This window comes from Halococcus saccharolyticus DSM 5350 (genome assembly GCF_000336915.1).
Classification (GTDB): domain Archaea; phylum Halobacteriota; class Halobacteria; order Halobacteriales; family Halococcaceae; genus Halococcus; species Halococcus saccharolyticus.
In genome coordinates this window covers 1-16179 of record NZ_AOMD01000024.1, presented here as the reverse complement: position 1 = coordinate 16179, position 16179 = coordinate 1, and the positions used below count along the sequence as shown (strand labels likewise).

General features: G+C 66.3%; 22 protein-coding genes and 1 pseudogene. 7 read left to right on the top strand and 16 right to left on the bottom strand.

Translation table 11 applies throughout. From position 1 onward, the window contains the following. The 3 genes from C449_RS10420 to cruF form a co-directional block, all read left to right on the top strand. The coding region (locus C449_RS10420; protein WP_006077979.1) for a phytoene desaturase family protein at nt 1-244 on the top strand (244 nt) is incomplete at its 5' end. Beyond that, complete coding sequence (locus C449_RS10415) at nt 241-1140, top strand: prenyltransferase (RefSeq protein WP_006077978.1); 900 nt, start codon at nt 241-243, stop codon at nt 1138-1140. The genes C449_RS10420 and C449_RS10415, both read left to right, overlap by 4 nt. Then, on the top strand, nt 1130-1969 hold the full coding sequence (gene cruF, locus C449_RS10410; protein ID WP_006077977.1) for a bisanhydrobacterioruberin hydratase: 840 nt from the start codon (nt 1130-1132) through the stop codon (nt 1967-1969). Before C449_RS10415 ends, cruF begins: the two co-directional genes overlap by 11 nt. 64 nt (nt 1970-2033) lie before the next feature. Here the strand turns inward: cruF and C449_RS10405 are convergent, their stop codons facing one another. Continuing rightward, nucleotides 2034-2987, bottom strand: coding sequence for a phytoene/squalene synthase family protein (locus tag C449_RS10405; protein ID WP_006077976.1), 954 nt, complete (start codon nt 2985-2987; stop codon nt 2034-2036). 129 nt (nt 2988-3116) lie between these two features. On the opposite strand from C449_RS10405, the gene C449_RS10400 reads away from it, so the two are divergent. Then, nucleotides 3117-3386, top strand: coding sequence for a DUF7553 family protein (locus C449_RS10400; protein ID WP_006077975.1), 270 nt, complete (start codon nt 3117-3119; stop codon nt 3384-3386). Between the two features lie 342 nt (nt 3387-3728). Here the strand turns inward: C449_RS10400 and C449_RS10395 are convergent, their stop codons facing one another. The 7 genes from C449_RS10395 to C449_RS17495 all read right to left on the bottom strand — a co-directional run bounded on the left by C449_RS10395 (nt 3729) and on the right by C449_RS17495 (nt 8181). Beyond that, entirely contained in the window at nt 3729-4988 is a 1260-nt protein-coding gene (locus tag C449_RS10395; protein ID WP_006077974.1) for an ornithine cyclodeaminase, read from the bottom strand. A 70-nt stretch (nt 4989-5058) separates the two neighbouring features. Continuing rightward, on the bottom strand, nt 5059-5451 hold the full coding sequence (locus tag C449_RS10390) for a hypothetical protein (RefSeq protein WP_006077973.1): 393 nt from the start codon (nt 5449-5451) through the stop codon (nt 5059-5061). Between the two features lie 101 nt (nt 5452-5552). Next, on the bottom strand, nt 5553-5783 hold the full coding sequence (locus C449_RS10385) for a hypothetical protein (RefSeq protein ID WP_006077972.1): 231 nt from the start codon (nt 5781-5783) through the stop codon (nt 5553-5555). Between the two features lie 107 nt (nt 5784-5890). Then, nucleotides 5891-6220, bottom strand: coding sequence for a hypothetical protein (locus C449_RS10380; RefSeq protein WP_006077971.1), 330 nt, complete (start codon nt 6218-6220; stop codon nt 5891-5893). Nucleotides 6221-6223: 3 nt separating this feature from the next. Continuing rightward, nucleotides 6224-6541, bottom strand: a complete 318-nt coding sequence (locus tag C449_RS10375) for a MarR family transcriptional regulator (RefSeq protein WP_006077970.1) — start codon at nt 6539-6541, stop codon at nt 6224-6226. A 172-nt stretch (nt 6542-6713) separates the two neighbouring features. Continuing rightward, nucleotides 6714-7313, bottom strand: coding sequence for a hypothetical protein (locus C449_RS10370; protein WP_006077969.1), 600 nt, complete (start codon nt 7311-7313; stop codon nt 6714-6716). Nucleotide 7314: 1 nt separating this feature from the next. Further along, nucleotides 7315-8181: a DsbA family protein gene (locus C449_RS17495; RefSeq protein WP_006077968.1), complete on the bottom strand. Its 867-nt coding sequence runs from the start codon at nt 8179-8181 to the stop codon at nt 7315-7317. Between the two features lie 153 nt (nt 8182-8334). Here C449_RS17495 and C449_RS10360 point away from each other — a divergent pair, with 153 nt between their 5' ends. Continuing rightward, a complete protein-coding gene (locus C449_RS10360) occupies nt 8335-9042 on the top strand; it encodes an SOS response-associated peptidase (protein WP_006077967.1) in 708 nt (235 codons plus the stop codon). Between the two features lie 12 nt (nt 9043-9054). Here C449_RS10360 and C449_RS10355 read toward each other — a convergent pair whose 3' ends face one another. The 4 genes and pseudogenes from C449_RS10355 to C449_RS18660 form a co-directional block, all read right to left on the bottom strand. Then, on the bottom strand, nt 9055-9567 hold the full coding sequence (locus tag C449_RS10355; RefSeq protein ID WP_006077966.1) for a gamma carbonic anhydrase family protein: 513 nt from the start codon (nt 9565-9567) through the stop codon (nt 9055-9057). A gap of 182 nt (nt 9568-9749) precedes the next feature. After that, nucleotides 9750-10235, bottom strand: a complete 486-nt coding sequence (locus C449_RS10350) for a cupin domain-containing protein (protein ID WP_006077965.1) — start codon at nt 10233-10235, stop codon at nt 9750-9752. 79 nt (nt 10236-10314) lie between these two features. After that, nucleotides 10315-11037, bottom strand: a complete 723-nt coding sequence (locus tag C449_RS10345) for an NmrA family NAD(P)-binding protein (RefSeq protein ID WP_006077964.1) — start codon at nt 11035-11037, stop codon at nt 10315-10317. A 55-nt stretch (nt 11038-11092) separates the two neighbouring features. Next, a pseudogene (locus tag C449_RS18660) lies at nt 11093-11161 on the bottom strand (NAD-dependent epimerase/dehydratase family protein); the annotation flags it as partial. A gap of 178 nt (nt 11162-11339) precedes the next feature. Here C449_RS18660 and C449_RS10340 point away from each other — a divergent pair. Then, nucleotides 11340-11756, top strand: coding sequence for a rhodanese-like domain-containing protein (locus C449_RS10340; RefSeq protein ID WP_006077962.1), 417 nt, complete (start codon nt 11340-11342; stop codon nt 11754-11756). 36 nt (nt 11757-11792) lie between these two features. Here the strand turns inward: C449_RS10340 and C449_RS10335 are convergent, their stop codons facing one another. The 4 genes from C449_RS10335 to C449_RS10320 form a co-directional block, all read right to left on the bottom strand. Beyond that, entirely contained in the window at nt 11793-12809 is a 1017-nt protein-coding gene (locus C449_RS10335; RefSeq protein ID WP_006077961.1) for a deoxyhypusine synthase, read from the bottom strand. Nucleotides 12810-12862: 53 nt separating this feature from the next. Then, nucleotides 12863-13642: a Nif3-like dinuclear metal center hexameric protein gene (locus C449_RS10330; RefSeq protein ID WP_006077960.1), complete on the bottom strand. Its 780-nt coding sequence runs from the start codon at nt 13640-13642 to the stop codon at nt 12863-12865. 260 nt (nt 13643-13902) lie between these two features. Continuing rightward, nucleotides 13903-14877 (bottom strand): beta-ribofuranosylaminobenzene 5'-phosphate synthase family protein, encoded by a 975-nt coding sequence (locus C449_RS10325; protein ID WP_006077959.1) that lies wholly within the window; start codon nt 14875-14877, stop codon nt 13903-13905. A gap of 32 nt (nt 14878-14909) precedes the next feature. Continuing rightward, nucleotides 14910-15875, bottom strand: coding sequence for a glycosyltransferase (locus C449_RS10320; RefSeq protein ID WP_006077958.1), 966 nt, complete (start codon nt 15873-15875; stop codon nt 14910-14912). A 118-nt stretch (nt 15876-15993) separates the two neighbouring features. Here C449_RS10320 and C449_RS18340 point away from each other — a divergent pair, with 118 nt between their 5' ends. Further along, the gene (locus C449_RS18340; protein WP_169316465.1) at nt 15994-16167 is read left to right on the top strand and encodes a hypothetical protein; all 174 of its coding nucleotides are present in this window, start codon (nt 15994-15996) and stop codon (nt 16165-16167) included. Nucleotides 16168-16179 lie beyond the last annotated feature (12 nt).

Here is a 16179-nt window from a genome sequence, read left to right as displayed (position 1 = left end):
GATCGTCGTCGAGGAGACGTTCTCGGTGTCGGATTTCGCCGAGCGCTACAACAGCCGGCAGGGAACCGCGCTCGGCCTCGCCCACACGCTCCGCCAGACCGCCCTGTTCCGACCGCCGCATCGCTCCGAAGCCGTTCCGGACCTCTACTTCACTGGCTCGTACACGACTCCCGGGATCGGCGTTCCGATGTGCCTGATAAGCGGCGAGCACGCCGCGAACGCCGTGATCGACGACCACCGATGAGTACTGTCGAGCGCGTCCGCCGGACGGTCGGCCGGCTCGGAGCGCTCGCGCCGCCCGAATCGACGCGGATCGGCTACCTCCTCCGGCTCTCGCGCCCACGGTTCTGGCTATACCTCGCCGGCCCGGTGATCGTCGGCGTGGTCTACGCTGCTGACGCACCCGCCGATCTCTTCTCACCCGTCGCCGTCGCGCTGTTCGCGTACTTCCTCGTCCCCGCCAACGTCTTCCTCTACGGCGTCAACGACGTCTTCGACGCCGACATCGACGCCGCGAACCCGAAGAAGGACGACCGGGAGGTGCGCTACTCGGGAGATCGCGGCGTACTCTGGGCGGTGCTCACGAGTGGGCTCCTCGGCCTTGCGTTCGTTCCCGTCCTCCCCACGAGCGCGCTCGCGGCGTTCGCCGCCTTCGGCTTCCTCGCGGTCGCGTACAGCGCACCACCCCTCCGGTTCAAGACGACCCCGCCGCTCGATTCGGTCTCGAACGGACTGTACGTCCTCCCGGGGGTGGTCGGCTACATCGCCGTCGCGGACGCGGTGCCACCGCTCGCCGCCGTATTCGGCGGGTGGCTGTGGACGATGGGGATGCACACCTTCTCCGCGATCCCCGACATCGAGCCCGATCGCGAGGCGGGCATCCGGACGACCGCCACAGCTTTGGGCGAGCGCCGGACCTACGCCTACTGCGGGGCGTGCTGGCTCGCCGCGGCGGCCGCGTTCTGGCTCGTCCACCCGTTTTTCACCCTCCTCCTGCTCGCGTACCCGGTCCTGGTGTTCGCGATCGCGCGGTCGTCGGTCGCGGTCGAGCGCGCGTACTGGTGGTATCCCGCGGTGAACACGCTCGTCGGAATAGTCATGACTCTCGGCGGGATCTGGACACTGATCTATGGCGGCTGAGACAGCGACCCGCCGGCGAATCGAGGCCCGGCTCGACGATCTGGTCGCCGACAACCGCTTCACGATCGCAGTGGTGTTCCCGGTCGTCGGCGCGCTCCTCCTGCTCGCGAGCGCCGAGGCTCTCGTCGGCCCACCGCTGCGTTACAACCCCGCTCTCATTCTGCTCGGGACGATCGTGATGCGCCTCCCGCTCGTGGCGGGGCTCGCGCCGGTGCTGGACCGCCGGGCGTCGCTCGGACTCGCCGTGCTCGTCGCCTACGCCTTCGGGATCGAGCTGATCGGCGTGACGACGGGCTGGCCGTACGGCACCTTCGAGTACACCATCGCGCTCGGGCCGATGCTTGCCGGCGTTCCGCTCGGTCTTCCCGTGTTCTTCCTGCCGCTCGTACTCAATAGCTACCTGCTCTGTCTCCTCGTGCTCGGCGATGCGGCCAGGCGGCGCACGATCCGCCTCGTTGCGGTGATCGCAACCGTGCTCCTGGTGGATCTCGTGCTCGATCCCGGCGCGGTCGCGATCGGGTTCTGGAGCTACGGTGAGGGAGTCTACTACGGCGTTCCCGTCTCGAATTACTTGGGATGGGTGCTGTCGGCCACAGTCACAGTATTCGTACTCGATATCACCTTCGACCGCACGGCACTGTACGCTCGGCTCGACGAGTGTGGATTCATGCTCGACGATCTCGTGAGCTTCGTCGTTCTCTGGGGCGGGATCAACGCCTACTTCGGCAACTGGGTGCCGGTCGGCCTCGCGCTCGTCCTCGCTGGTGGCCTACTCAAAACCGATCGGTTCGATTTCGCCGTCGGTTCGGTTTCCGACTCGCGATTCTGACTGTGTGCGGCACAGCAACTGTTCCGGATCTCGACTGAGATTTGACGTCAAAACTGTCGCTAGCTCAGCCCATCGGCCGCGGCTCGCCGACCCCCGAATCCGGCCGCATCGCGCCAGGCATTGGCACGGTGCTCACCTTCGCGAACACCGTCTCGGGGTCCTTGTTCCACACCCAGTGCCATCTAGTGCGCGCGAGCAGGGAGAGCTTTCGCGCGGTGCTCAATTCGGGCGTCGTCGAGAGCACGTCGTAGTCGTGTGCACGGATCAGCTGGTGGTGGTCGGCGTAGAGCACGGCGGCGAGCAGTACGGGAAACTGACAGTCATCAGGAAGGTACTTGATCCCGGCGACGCCCTCGCGGTAGCGCTCCTCGGTGCGTTCGAGTTCGCTCGCCACCGCGGCGGCGAACGCCTCGTCCATCTCGCGGCGCTCGATCTGCTCGGTCGTGACACCATGCTCGTCGAGCGTCGTTTGCGGGAGGTAGATCCGGTCGCGCTCGACGATGTCCTCGCCGACATCTCGGAGGAAGTTCGAGAGTTGGAACGCCTCACCGAGCGCGCGGGCGTGCGGCTGGGCGGTCTCTGGATCGTCGGGATCCATGACGGCGGTCATCATCTCCCCGACCGCGGCCGCCGACCCGCCCATGTAGGTTTCGAGTTCCCCGTAGGTCTCGTACCGTCGTTTCGTGATGTCGGTCGCCATCGCATCGACGAACTCCGTGACTACCTCGTCGGGGATCCCGTAGCGCTCGCGGAGCTCGCTGAACGCCGCGAGCACCTGGTCGTCGGTCTCTCGACGGCCGAGTGCCGCCTCGCGGATGCGATCAAGCTCCTCACGCTGCACCTCGGGCGGCGGGCCGTTCGGGTCGTCGACGATCTCGTCGGTAACGCGGAAGAAGGCGTAGAGGACGTACGTGGCGTGCCGGACGCGCTCGGGGAGCAGCCGCGTCGCGACGTAGAAGGTGGTCCCCGTCCGACGGTGGATCGCCTTGCTTTCCGCGAGCTGCGTTTCGTCAATCATGAGGACAGCACCCCTTCGTGCGTGCGAAACTTATGTGTTTGTCCGCCGAAACATCTAAGCCAAAATTATAATCTCAGCATCATTTGCACGCAGCATAACGGTTTTACCTACTTGGGGAGGAGAGCGTCTATGACACGCGATCGACTCCGGACTGCCGGGGAGCTGTTGACCGACGCGAGCCGGGACACAGACGGCGATCTGCGCGAGCGTATCGAAGGACTCGCCGAGCAGCTCGACGACCTCGCCGACGCCGATCGCGGGCCCGATCACGGCCGGATCGCCCGGATGGAGAACGCGCTCAACGAGATCGAGTCCCAACTCGACGGCGACGCCCGGGAGAGCGTTCAGGACGCTCACGAGCACCTCAGCGAGTACCGCTCGACGGTCAGCGGCGTCTAAGACCACCTTTTTACTTCGTCGGGTGTGCTCGCTGCGCTCGCACACCACTCTCTGCTCACGGGCGGCGAAGCCGCCCGTTCGCACGGTACGAGGGACGCGAAGCGTCCCTCGCTACTCGCAAAAATCTGGGCCAAAAACATCCGCTCACTCGCTGTCTTCTCGCGGGCCGAAGGCCCGCTCGAACGGTCAGCGGCGCGTAGCGCCGCTCGACGCTCGTTCGCGGTAGAACTGTAGCGCCCTCCGCAACCGTACAGCACCGCCCGAGCCCTCGCGCCTTCGGCGCTCGCCCTCGATCCACCAGGACCGCCCCGCCGCCGCACCGCTACCGCAACACTCGGGTGCTCACTCGTCGAGCAACTGTTCGGCGAGAATCGGCACGAACGTCCCGATGTCGGTCACCATCCCGACCGCCTGGGCGCTACCCCGATCGAGAAGCTGGGTCACGGTCGCGGGGTTGATGTCGACACAGATCACCCGCGTCGTCGAGGACAGACAGTTGCCGACCGCGACCGAGTGAAGGAGGGTCGAGAGCATGAGCACGAGATCGGCCTCGTGGGCCTGCTCGCGGATCGCGTTCTGGGCCTCGACGGCGTCGGTGATCGTGTCGGGCAGCGGGCCGTCGTCACGGATCGAGCCCGCGAGCACGTAGGGACGGTCATTGGCGACACATTCGTACATCACGCCCGACTCGACGAGCTCCTCATCGACGGCCTCCCGAATCCCGCCGGCGCGGATGATCTCGCTGATAGTGTAGATGTGGTGTTTGTGGCCCTTCCGTGGGTGATCGAGCGATTCGGTGTCCATCCCGAGCGAGGTGCCGTACAGATCGCGTTCGAGGTCGTGGACCGCAAAACCGTTGCCCGCCGACAGCATGTCGACGTACCCATCGCGGACAAGGCGGGCGAGGTCCTCACGCGCCCCGGAGTGGATCAGCGCCGGTCCGCAGACCGCAAGCACCGACCCGCCCTCGCGCTTGGTCTCGGCGATCGCCTCGGCGACCTTCGTGATGGTCGACTCCGAAGGACGTTCCGAAGAGACTCCGCCCTGCATGAACCCGAATGCACCCTCCCGATCGCGCGGACGTTCGGGCGGACGGACTCGGATTCCAGTCTCGCCAGTAACTACTGAATCGTCCGCCTCGATCCCGTTCAGCACCTTCGTGTACGCGCGCGGTCCACCGCTGCCATCCACATCGTCTCCACCATCGCTGGCTCCCTCCTCGACCACGACGGCACAGTCCATCTCGATCCGGTCGACGGAGAGCCACTCGCCATCGTACCGGATCTCGGTCGGGTGGTTAGTGGTGGAGTAGAAGTCGGGCGGCACGACCTGATCGTCGGGTGCGGGTTCGAGGCTCGCGTCCACGGGATGGGAGGGGTTCGCCCCGTTCTGGTGGAGTTCGTGGACGATCGAGCGGAGTTCGGGTTCGGTGTCGGCGAACACAGTGAGTCGGGCGTAGGACTCCTCGACTTCACTCCGACCGATCCGGAACTCGTCGACCTCGAACGATCCCCCGAGATCCATGATCGCGCCGAAACACGCCTGCATCATTCCCGAGTCGATGATGTGACCCGAGAGTTCGACCTCGCGCGAGACAGTCATATCGAGGGATACCGTGGGGTGAATAAGTCGGTTGCGGGTGCCGCGAGTATGGCCCGGGAAGGGGTCGAACTCACTCGGTGTCGGTTCGGCGTTCGACGCGCCACGTCGCGTCACTCGTCGCACACAGCCGGCGGTAGAGCCCGCGCAAACCCGCAGGATCGGTTTCGGGAAGGACGTGGAGTTCGATGGTCCCGTCTCGAACGGCCGCACGAAACACGTCGCCGGTCTCAGTGTCGTGGACGAGGTACAGCGCCATCGGCAGGTCGAACCAGTCGCCGTAGGTGTACGTCTCGCCGTCGAGCACGCCCACGAGAAGCGCGCCCAATTCGTCGTTCCCGATGTCGTCGTCGGGCGTCAGTACGAAGACGGTCCCACCGCCGTATTCGAGGCCATCGTAGCGCGAATAGCGTCGCTCCGGCGGATGAGGGATCTCGAACGACGGATCGGGCGATGCGTCCGACATGATGGTGGGTGGCCTGGCGGCCTAGCGGTCCGGCATCCGACCGCCAAACCGGGTGGCGTCGAGTACGGTGCTCTCTGATTTATACTTGCGGCCGAAACGGTTCAGGGCTGCCGGAACGTGTACTCCGTCCCGTCGCCAACGACGGTGATCGATTCGGCGTCGTGATCGACGACGAGCGTGTCCGCGCCACCGGCGAAGTCGTGGAGCGCCATTCCGGCCTCGACGGTTCTGTCCGCCGAGACCGCAAAGCGCGCGCCTTGGTCGAACTCACAGACCACGCCATCGTCGGTCTTGGCGAGTTCGTTGGCGAACTCGTCGAGAGTCGCGACCACCGCGTCTCAGTCGTCGATCGGGACTTCGTCGATGGTTGCGTCGGTTGGAGTGGTCACGTCTGAGGAGAGGGGATGCGTATTGTGTGCTACGGTGACGGAACGCCACCTCACCGCACGCCGAGATAGCCGGCTGCTTCCCGAGCGATCGTCTCGGTCGTCGATTCGACGAGCCGGCCCTCCTCGGTCCGGATGTCGGCGTGTCGAACCGAGGTGACGGTCCACGGGTTGACGTAGCTCTCGCGGTCGAGACCGCCGGTCGCGAAGTCCTCGTCAGCCAACGGGATCGCCACCGAGCGTCGCGTGGTCGTCACCGCGGCGTAGAGCGACTCCTCGTCGCTGAATGGATGGGTATCGTCGCTCAAGCACACGTAGGGCCGGTGACTGTGTGGGCCGAACAAGTCGGGGCCCTTCACGACCACGCCGCGAGCGTAAACCATCGATCAGTCCTCGTCGTAGTAGTCGTCAGTCGTGGACGCCGAACTCGACCCCGACTGCGCCGCGTAGGACGCGAGCCGGTCGTCTTCGGCCACTGCCCAGTAGCGACCGCGGTGCCGGACGAGCCCGCGATCTTCGAGCCGGGACAGCACCGCACCGACGCTCCCGCGCTTGATGTCCAACGCCTCGTGGATCTCGGTCTGGGTGAACGCGCTGTCGTCGTTCTCCGCGAGAAATCGGAGGACTCGGTAGGGTTGGGTGCCCTCCTGGAGTTCGAGGACCGCCGTAGCCTCCTCGTCGAGACGGTCGGCGCTGATCGGCATACGAAACAGTATGTAATAGAGTGTAATAAGCCTGCTGTCCAATCTCTTCCTGTGCTCGCTCGTTCGCTTTGAAGAATTGCGCCCTCCAACGGCTGTGAGCACAAACGACTTGTCCGGAAGCGGGTTCCGAAGCCGACCCACGGCTCCTACTTCTACACCTCTGCGTCGTGGATCAATCGAGATCGACCGGACAACCGTTGATCTCGCCGCCGCGCATCCCACGTGCGAGCCAGAACACCGAAAACACGAGCGCCACCAGCGCGAGTGCCGCGAACTCCAGGCCGTCGAACGGCAGCACGGTGAGCGACGCCGTGACGCCAAAGAGCGAGAGCACGCCCGCAAGCACCGCCGATCCGCAGGCCGCACAGCCCGCACCGAGCGTGCCGAGCACGACGCCAGCGACGCTCGTGGTACCCTGGGCGGCCGAGAGCGCGTGCTCGCGGAGGTGGTAGATCACCATCGCGACGTTCACGCCGATGAGCACTGCGGTCACGATGAGCAGGAGACCCTGGAGTGGGCCGTAGTTCGTCCCGATGAACGGGTATTGCTCGGTGAGGATGATCAGTCGGCTGTCGAGCGGCAACGAACTCGCGATGAGGAACTCCGCGAGTGGGAGGTTCTGTGAGAGCACGAACAGCGTCAGCCCGCACACGGCGGCGACGAGCGCGATCGCGGCGTACAGCGGGATGGTGACCACGAGCCTCGCAGTACGGGCCATCAGCCGCCAGTCGCGCGCCCGGGTCGGCAGTCGGATCGAGCGGGTCGCCGCCATCTCAGCCCCTCAATGCCTGGGCGAACACGTCGTAGCTCTGTGCGCCCCGGATCTCGGTCAGGAACTCGCCCTCCCTGAAGAGGTAGAACGTCGGCGTGCTCACCACGCCGGCACTCTCGCCGGCGTCGACGTCGCGCTGGAACGCTGCGTCGAACTCCTTGGCCTCGGCGTCCGCGACGACTGCCGCGGCGTCGAGGTCCGTCTCGCTCGTGAGAAACGCCTGGGTCCGGTCGAGGACGTTCGACTCCGAGAACTCTCCTTGCGTTGCGAAGTAGTGGGTCTTCAGCTCCCAGAACGCCGACTCGCTCCGCGCGTAGGTGGCTTCGAGCGCCTGCATCGCGGGCTCGCCCCACTGATATGCGTGCGGGAAGTTCCGATAGACGTAGGTCGCCTCGCCCGGCTCGACGAGTTCCGCTTCGAGCGTCGGGAGGGTGCCGGTGTTGAAGCGTTCGCAGTTGTGACACGACGGGTCCTCGAAGGCGACGATCAGCCCCGGGGCCGTCCCGGGCGTCGGGCCACGGTACGGCTGGCCCGCGAGCGCCGCGACCGCCGGATGGTCGATGCTCGCGGCTGGTGGCGTTCCGGCCGCCGTCCCGTTCGTTGACGATCCACTGGTGGCTTGTTCCGTCTCATCTGCCGACGATCCGCTCGGTGTCGCGGTCGGATCGGCGTCGGAAGTTGTCGGCCCCGTTGCGGTCGTCTCTGGCGCTTGCTCGCCGGCCGTCGTACTTGCCGCACTACCGGCGCTCCCAGCATCGCTTTCGTTCCCGCCACTGCCCGCGTCGGTTTCGCCACCGCTGCCGAGACAGCCAGCCAGCGCGCCGGCCGCCACGGCGCTCGCGAGGAACGCCCGCCGATCTATCTGCATGAAGGAATCCACGGCCGGCGTGAGTATAGCCCTCCCCCGAACTGGCACGGACGACGCACGACCGCCCTTCGGAGAAGTACCTCTCTATTACGAATCAGGGCGAACGAGCTGGGTGGCCGATGGGGTTATTCACACTGCTAGCGTGGTTCTAGTATGTGCGGACGCTACACCATCTTCACGTCACCTGACACCCTCGAAGATCGATTCGGTGCAACCGCTAGACGGTCGCTGGAGCCACGATACAACGCCGCGCCCGGCCAGAAGCTACCAGTCATCACGAACGACGCACCCGAGACGATCTCGCACCTCCAGTGGGGACTGATTCCTGGATGGGCCGACGACCCGAGCATCGGGAACCGCCTCATCAACGCCCGTGCGGAGACTGTCGACGAAAAGCGGAGCTTTCGGGCTGCGTACGAGCGCCGGCGGTGTCTGGTGCTCGCCGATGGGTTCTACGAGTGGACCGAAACCGATGCGGGCAAACAGCCTTACTGCGTCACGCTCCACGACGGTGGACCGTTCGCGCTGGCAGGATTGTGGGAGCGTTGGCAACCGCCGCAGAAACAGACGGGCCTCGACGAGTTCGGTGACGGCGAACCCGACACCGAGGCCGACCCGGTCGAGACGTTCACGATCGTCACGACCGAACCCAATTCCGTGATCGAGCCACTCCACGACCGGATGGCAGTCGTACTCCCGCCCGACGGCGAGCAGCGGTGGCTCGCTGGCGAGGCCGACGGGAAGGAACTCCTCGAACCGTACCCGGCCGAGGAGATGCGCGCGTACCCGGTCTCGACCGCCGTGAACAACCCTGCGAACGATTCACCCACACTCGTCGAGGAAGTCGACGCTCCCGCCTGAGACGAGTCCGGATCAGGAGAAGAGGTCGTCGTGGCGTTCGGCGAGATCGGTGTACGCTCCCGAGGAGTGGGCCTCGAAGATCGCCTCGGGATCGAGCGTGGTTTCTGCGATCGGAGTCACAGTCGCGGGGACGCCGCGGACGAACGACTCCGGTGGGATGTCGTACCCCTCCGGGACGGTGGTTCCGCTCGCGACGATGCTTCCGGCCCCGACTGTGACCTCGGAGTTCACAGTGGTGTTGAACCCGACGAGCGCGCCGTCCTCGATGACGGCGTCGTTGAGCACCGCACCGTGGCCGATCATCACCCGATCGCCCGCGGTCGAGGCGTGGAGTACCGCGTTGTCGCCGACGTGTGAGTGCTCGCCGACGCGGACCGGTGCGATGTCACCGCGCAGGACGACACCTGGCCAGACGCTCGCGTGCGCACCGACCGCGACGTCACCGACCAGGGTCGCGCCGTGGCTCACGTGGGCAGCGGGATCGACAGCCGGCTCGTTTCCCTCGAACGCGTAGCGACCCGTCATATGTGTTACAAGGCCCCATCGAATAAACATCTATGGGAGATTGTGACATGGGAGTAAAGAGACGACGGCCTCGGTACTCATAGGGCTCGTCAGCACCGGGTGCCGAGTCCGGCTCGGAACCACGCCTCGTCATCGGCCGGCGGCGCTACGCCAGCGAGGAAAATGACGCTTTCGCGCGCTGATTATCCCATCGTGAACTCGGTTCCACACTCCGTGCAGGTCAGGTGGAAGGCCCCCTCCTCGGTGAGGTCGAGTTCGTGGGCGGTCTCTTCGCCGCACTCGCGACACGGAACGATCGACTCCATCTCCTCGAAGTCGTGGCGGGCCTTCGGCGCGCCGAGCGCGAACCCTATCGTGCGCTCGTCGGACTCGTTGGTCCCCATCTGGAACTCACCGGGGGCAAATCTGATGACCTCGCCCGCCGCGACCGACACTTCCTCGCGCTCGCGACCCACCTCGAACGTGGCCTCGCCCTCTTGGACGTAGAAGACCTCCTCCTGATCGTGGTGGGTGTGGAGGCCGCCCGAAAAGGACTCGCCGGGTTCGAGTTCGAAGTAGTTCATCGCGAAGTCGTCGGTCCCGAGCGCCCCCGAGACCGGTTTGCGCACTGAGTGCACCCCGAGCGGGTTGTTGACGACGTCGACCTCGTCGATCGCGACTTTCTCCATGCACCCCTCACCGCCGTCGGCGGTAAAAAGCGTTCTCCGTGTGCAAGATTGCGCTCTCCAGCATCGATCCGACATTCGACTACTCGCGGAACGCGTCGGCGTGCTCCGCGACGAACTGCCGCATAGCGATCGGCTCTCGATCGAGCAGGGTTTCGACGTCCCGCGTCACTCGAGCCGCGAACCCCAGCCTCGCGGTCGTGTAGATCCCGAGCATGACGACGACGAACGGGAGCGGTGTTCCCCGCGATCGCATCCGGCGGACGAACGCGACTACTGAAGGATCGGCGTAGGTGATCCGACGATCCAGAACTCCGGAGAACACGTCGGCCACGTCGTCGTAGGCGAGCGCTCCCGAACCGGTGAGATCGTAGGCGCGACCCGTGTGGCCTGGTTCGGTGAGCGCGAGCGCGGCCACGGCCCCGATGTCGCGCGCGTCGACGAAACTCGTCTCGCCCGCACCCGCCGGAACGAGGATTTCGTCGTGTTCGACGATGTCGCGTCGGTGCACCTCGGCGAGGTTCTGCATGAAAAACGACGCGCGGAGGAACGTGTGTGCGACCCCGGAGGACTCGATACGGCGCTCGATCCGTCGATGGGGCAGGAACGGGTTCTTCTCCGCCCCGAGAACCGAGAGGTAGACGACGTGCTCGACACCGACGCGAGCGGCGGCGTCGACGAACTCCTGGATGGGGTCCACCCCGACCACCGGCGGCCGAACCAGAAAGAGGCGGTCGATGTCGGCCAGCGTCGGCCCCCCACGTCTCCGGATGCGCGAAGTCGAACCTGGTGTAGTCGTCGACACCCGCCAGTTCGTCCTGCGCCGCGGCCACATCTCTGGTGGCGACGCGAACCCGATCGTCGCTCTCCGAGAGCGCTTCGACCACGGCCGAACCGACGGTGCCCGTCGCGCCGGTGACGAGGATCATGTGATACCCTCGTCGCTCCCGAGCCACATCAAAACGCCGCCTGGTTCACACGGTTCGATCGATGGTCCGTGCTGCGTTCGGCTCCCGGTAGGTGCCACGCCCCGACGAACCCACGGCGTGGGACGGGCGGAAACCACTACGCCCGAAGAGCTATCACCGAGACCACGAACGTGGGGCCATGAGCACGCTCGAACGATCGGCGTGGGGGCTCGTCGAAGAGGCCGAGCGCGACATCGAATCGATCTCGGTCGACGAGCTCGAAACCGAACTCGCCGCCGGCGAAACGACCGCCCTCGACATCCGCGACATCCGCGAGGTCTGGATCGAGGGATCGATCCCCGACGCCGAACACGCTCCGCGCGGGATGCTCGAGTTCTGGGCCGATCCCGAGACCGAGTACTACAAGGAATTCTTCGACCCGGACCGGCGATACGTCCTCTACTGCAACGAGGCCGGCCGGTCGGCGCTCGCCGCCAAACGCCTCGCCGAGATGGGATACACTGATGTCACCCATCTAAAAGGGGGATTCACTGCATGGCAGGAGGCAGACGGCGAGATCGTCGACGTTCCGCAGAAAGACTACAAAGACCAGTGATCGCGTTCGAGCGCTCTCTCGACACTCGATCCGTCGTTACTCGCTGATGCGTTCGCGCGCTCCCGCCACGAGGAGCGGCAGCGTGATCGTCGCGTCGGCGTAGACGCTCGCGTTGCTGGCTGCTTTCTCCAACTTCCCCCACGACCGGGCTTCCTCCAAGGTCGCGCCCGAGAGCCCGCCGGCGTGCTCGGGATCCATCGTCAGCTGGACGGCGTGGTCGTAGGCGTCGGGTGCGACCAGCATCGTCTGGAGGACGAAGTTCTTCGGGACGCCCCCGCCGATCACCAGCGCGCCAGTGCTCTCGGCCTCGTAGGCGATATCGTTCAGCCCGGACATGTCACCGAGCGCGTCGAGCCCGAAGTCGGTGGTCTGGGAGTACAGCCACGCCTGAAGGCCCAGTACGGAGTCCTGGATCGCGGGCGCGTAGATCGGGACGTCGTGTTCGTGCGCGGCCGCCGCGATCCCTGCTCTCTCATCGATGTCCTCACGGTCGTTCACCGCCGCGTTTGCCCGCCCCAGCTCGTCGGTCAGCCGCTGGATCGTCACCCGCTCTTCGATTTCGGGGAAAACCTCGCTCCGGAGGTGGTTTTCGAGCAGCGTGAAGTGCTCCTGGGGAAGGTAGACGTCGTAGATTCGGTCGACCCACTCGTCGCGGAGGGTCTCGTCGTGCTCGCGGAGCGACCCGTCACCGTGTTCGCGTCCGTGGTGATGCTTGCCGCCGATCGCTTCGATCGCGTCGTGGGTCAGGTTCGCGCCCGTCGTCACGAGCACGTCGATATGGCCGTCCCGGATCAGGTCCGCGACGATCCGGCGCATCCCCGTCGGCACCATCGCACCCGCGAGACCGACGAACGTCGTCACGTCGTCATCGAACATCGCCGCCGTGATGTCGACCGCTTCGTGGAGCGCGCCCGCGCCGATACCTGCCTTCCCGTACTCCTCGACGAGTTCGCCGACGGTCATCCCTTCTTGGACGGTCGTGTGTTCGATCGGATCGTGGTGGAACTCCTCGCGTGGGGGGACGTCCGCTCCCTCGTCGGTATCGTCGGTCATACCGCCACTCGACTGGCGAACGGTTTGAATCGCCCGGCTCGATGGCCGGTTCGTCAGAGCCCCGTGGGGCAGTCGATGAACGTCGTCTCGACGCCCCATTCCTCGGCCAGCGACTGCAACGACCGCACGCCGAACGTCTCGGTCGCGTAGTGACCGGCGAGGTAGACGTGGATCCCGGCCTCCCGTGCCTCGTGATAGACCGCCTGTTTGCCCTCGCCGGTGACGAACGCGTCCGCACCGGCCGCGACTGCTTCGTCGAGCCAGTCCGCCGCGCTCCCGGTAGCGATCGCGACGTTTTCGATGTTCTCGGGACCGAAATCGAGGTGCTGGACTCCTTGCCCCGGATCGCATTCTGTCGCGAGTCGATCGCGGAGTTCGTCGGGCGCGAACCCGTCGGGCGATCGACCCCGAAGGCCGATGTGTTCGGGACCGAGCGTGCCGAACGCCGACCGACCACGGAGATCGAGCGCGTCGGCTAAGCCAGCGGCGTTGCCGATCTCGGGATGGCCGTCGAGCGGGAGATGCGAGACGTAGAGCGCGAGATCGTTCTCGAAAAACGGGGCGAGTCGGTCGTAGGTCGAGCCGGTGGCGCGCTCGAACTCGCCCCAGAACAGCCCGTGGTGGACACAGAGCACGTCAGCGCTTGTGTCGACGGCGCGTTCGGCTGTCTCGACCGCCGCATCCACCGCGAACGCGGCGTGATCGATGTCGGGATCGGCCCCCGTTGGTCTGTCGGGACCGACTTGGAGTCCGTTCGCGCTCGCGTCGAGATCGGCGTAGGCGTCGGTGCGGAGCCGTTCGTCGAGCCGTCCGCAGAACGTCGAGAGGTTCACCCCGGCCGTTTCAGGCCGGATAGTTAAGAACGTGTGCGTCGAACGGCCACCGCTGTTCGATCGGTGAGCGGCACGCGAGGTGACCGATGATGGGCAAATTCAGGAAAGCACTACGAGCGTGGCGACGACTGCCGCGCAAGACCCAACGACGCATCAAGCGAAAAGTACGCGGCGTCGTTCGCCGCGACGACGACTCGTCGAACGGATAGTCCCGTTTTTGTTGGGGAAAACGAGCCGCGACCGCTCGTGAGTTCCCGATCTCAATCGTCGCTTGACTCGGTCCGTGCGCCCTCGTTTCGCGGGCGGCACACGAGGACTTCGCCATCGACGCCGACCGACGACAGTGCGCCGCGAGCCGCATCGCGCGCATCCTCCGCGCGTTCGTCGTCAGTCAGTCCGTAGACTGCGGGACCCCACGACGATTGCCCCGCGCCCGTGATCGCCGATGACGCGCCGAGGTCGTCGATGAGGTCGCCGAGCGGCGGGCGGTAGACACCGCCCTGCTCGTCGGCGTACCACGCGCCGTTCAGCCGACCGAGTTCGGCGATCGCGCTGCCGAACCGTCGGAGCGCCCCCTCCGCAGCCGCCGGCAGCAGCCGCCGCGCGACCAGCTTCGCGATCTCGTCGGTGATCGCGGGATCGGCCTGGGCCGCGACGCGTTCGAGGCTCCGTTCCTCCCGGTCGCCGCTCCGTCCGGCTTCGAGATCGGGGATCGTCACTACGAACCGCCACGAGTCCGGTAGCGTGTGGCGCGCGACCGGCCTCGGGACCGTCCATTCACCTTCCGTCGGTGGATCGGCAGTGAACCGCTCGGTGTGGTGTCCCGCGTCGACGACGAACCCGCCCTGCTCGAACGCCGCACAGCCGACGCCGCTGCGGCCGCCCCGGCCGAGCGCCGGCGCTCGCTCCCGTACTCGTGGTTCGTGGTCGTGCGCTCGCGCGACCGCCGCGAGCACTGCGAGCGCGAGCTGGGTGCCGCTGCCGAGACCCACGTGACGGCGAAACCGTTCGTGGAGTTCGAGTTCGACACCTGGCACGTCGAGCAGTTCGACCGCACGCTCGGCGTATTCGGCGGCGCGGGGATCGTCGGCGCGCACGGTCGAGGCGGGCCGAGCCGTGAGGACGATCCGTGGCTCGGCGAGCGCAACCCCCACACCACCGTAGAGGCGCTCACGGGCGAGCGAGAGGCTCTGGAACCCGAAATGGAGCCGCGCGCCGGCCGTGACCTTCGCCATTGGCGACTTCTCGGCCTGTTCGTGAAAGTCGGTTACGATCGGTCGCCGAGGACGTGCGCCGCCGCCCGATCCGCACCGTTCTCGTAGGCCGGCGGTTCGAGCGACTGACCGACCGCCCGGACGACATGGGGGATCGAGTGTTCGACCTGGAATCCGTCAATACCTGTGCGCTCGATGACCCGTGAGACGCCGTGTTGCTCGTCGGTGAACGGATAGATAATACAGGGCGTGCCGGCGACCGCGGCCTCCATCACTGTCGAGTAGCCCGAACACACCACCTTGTCGGCCGCCCGTAGATGTGGAAGGAGTGCTGGGACGCACTCCCAGTCCGGTCCGCCGACGAACGTCACCTCGTGGCCCGCGTCTCGGAGTCGAGCCGCGAGATCGTCGAACCCGGTCGAGTACGCGCTCGGCACCACGAGGACGTCGGTCTCGACCGGCTCTCGCTCCTGCTCGCCGGCCGGAACGTCGAGTGCGATCGGTGGAACGGGCGTCACACCCGGCGGATCGCCGGGGTCAGGAGGCCAGATCGACGGGTAGAGGAACTCCTCCGCGGCGAACAGCTGGTGGCGGTTGAGCAGCCACGTGAACCCCTGTTCGATGACCGCATCGTAGTACGACGAGGCGTTGTGGGTGCAGACGAACAGCCGCGTGTCGGCGAACTCGGCCGCCATCGCGGCGAACATGTCGTCGGTGACGAGCGCAGCGGGCTGCTCGCGCCGGAGCCAGCCCACGTAGTCGTGCACCCGCCGCGCGCTGCTGGGCAGGCTGTTGGCGAGGACGTGGCCGAGCGACCCGCCCTGATAGTCGCCGATGAAGTCGACGGGGGCGGGTTCGAACTGCTCGTACCCGTTGTACTCGATGAAGCGTGCGCCGTGACCGCCGCCGGCGAGCGTGACCGTCGCACCGCGGGCTTCGAGCGCCCGTGCGACCGCCAGCATCCGGGTCGCGTGACCCGCTCCCTCGGGGTAGTGGGCGACGGCCACAGTGGGTTGCATTGCCCGTTCCTGCCACCGGCGGCCACAAAACCTGTTCGACTCGGTTCCAGCCCCATCCGATGCGGCAAGCAATCGTCCTGCCACCCGAAGTTAAGCCGCTGGCCACCGAGACGAGTGTATGAGTCAGCAGTCGAAATCGCAGGAGGCCGCCCACGACGGTGAGCCCGAGGACGACCCGCAACGACGAACGCCCGACGACCTCCGGAGCCGCGAAGTTACGGACGGCCCCGAGCGCGCACCTCATCGGGCGATGTTCCGTGCAATGGGGTCTGTCTCTTATACACATCTCTGATGGCGCGAGGGA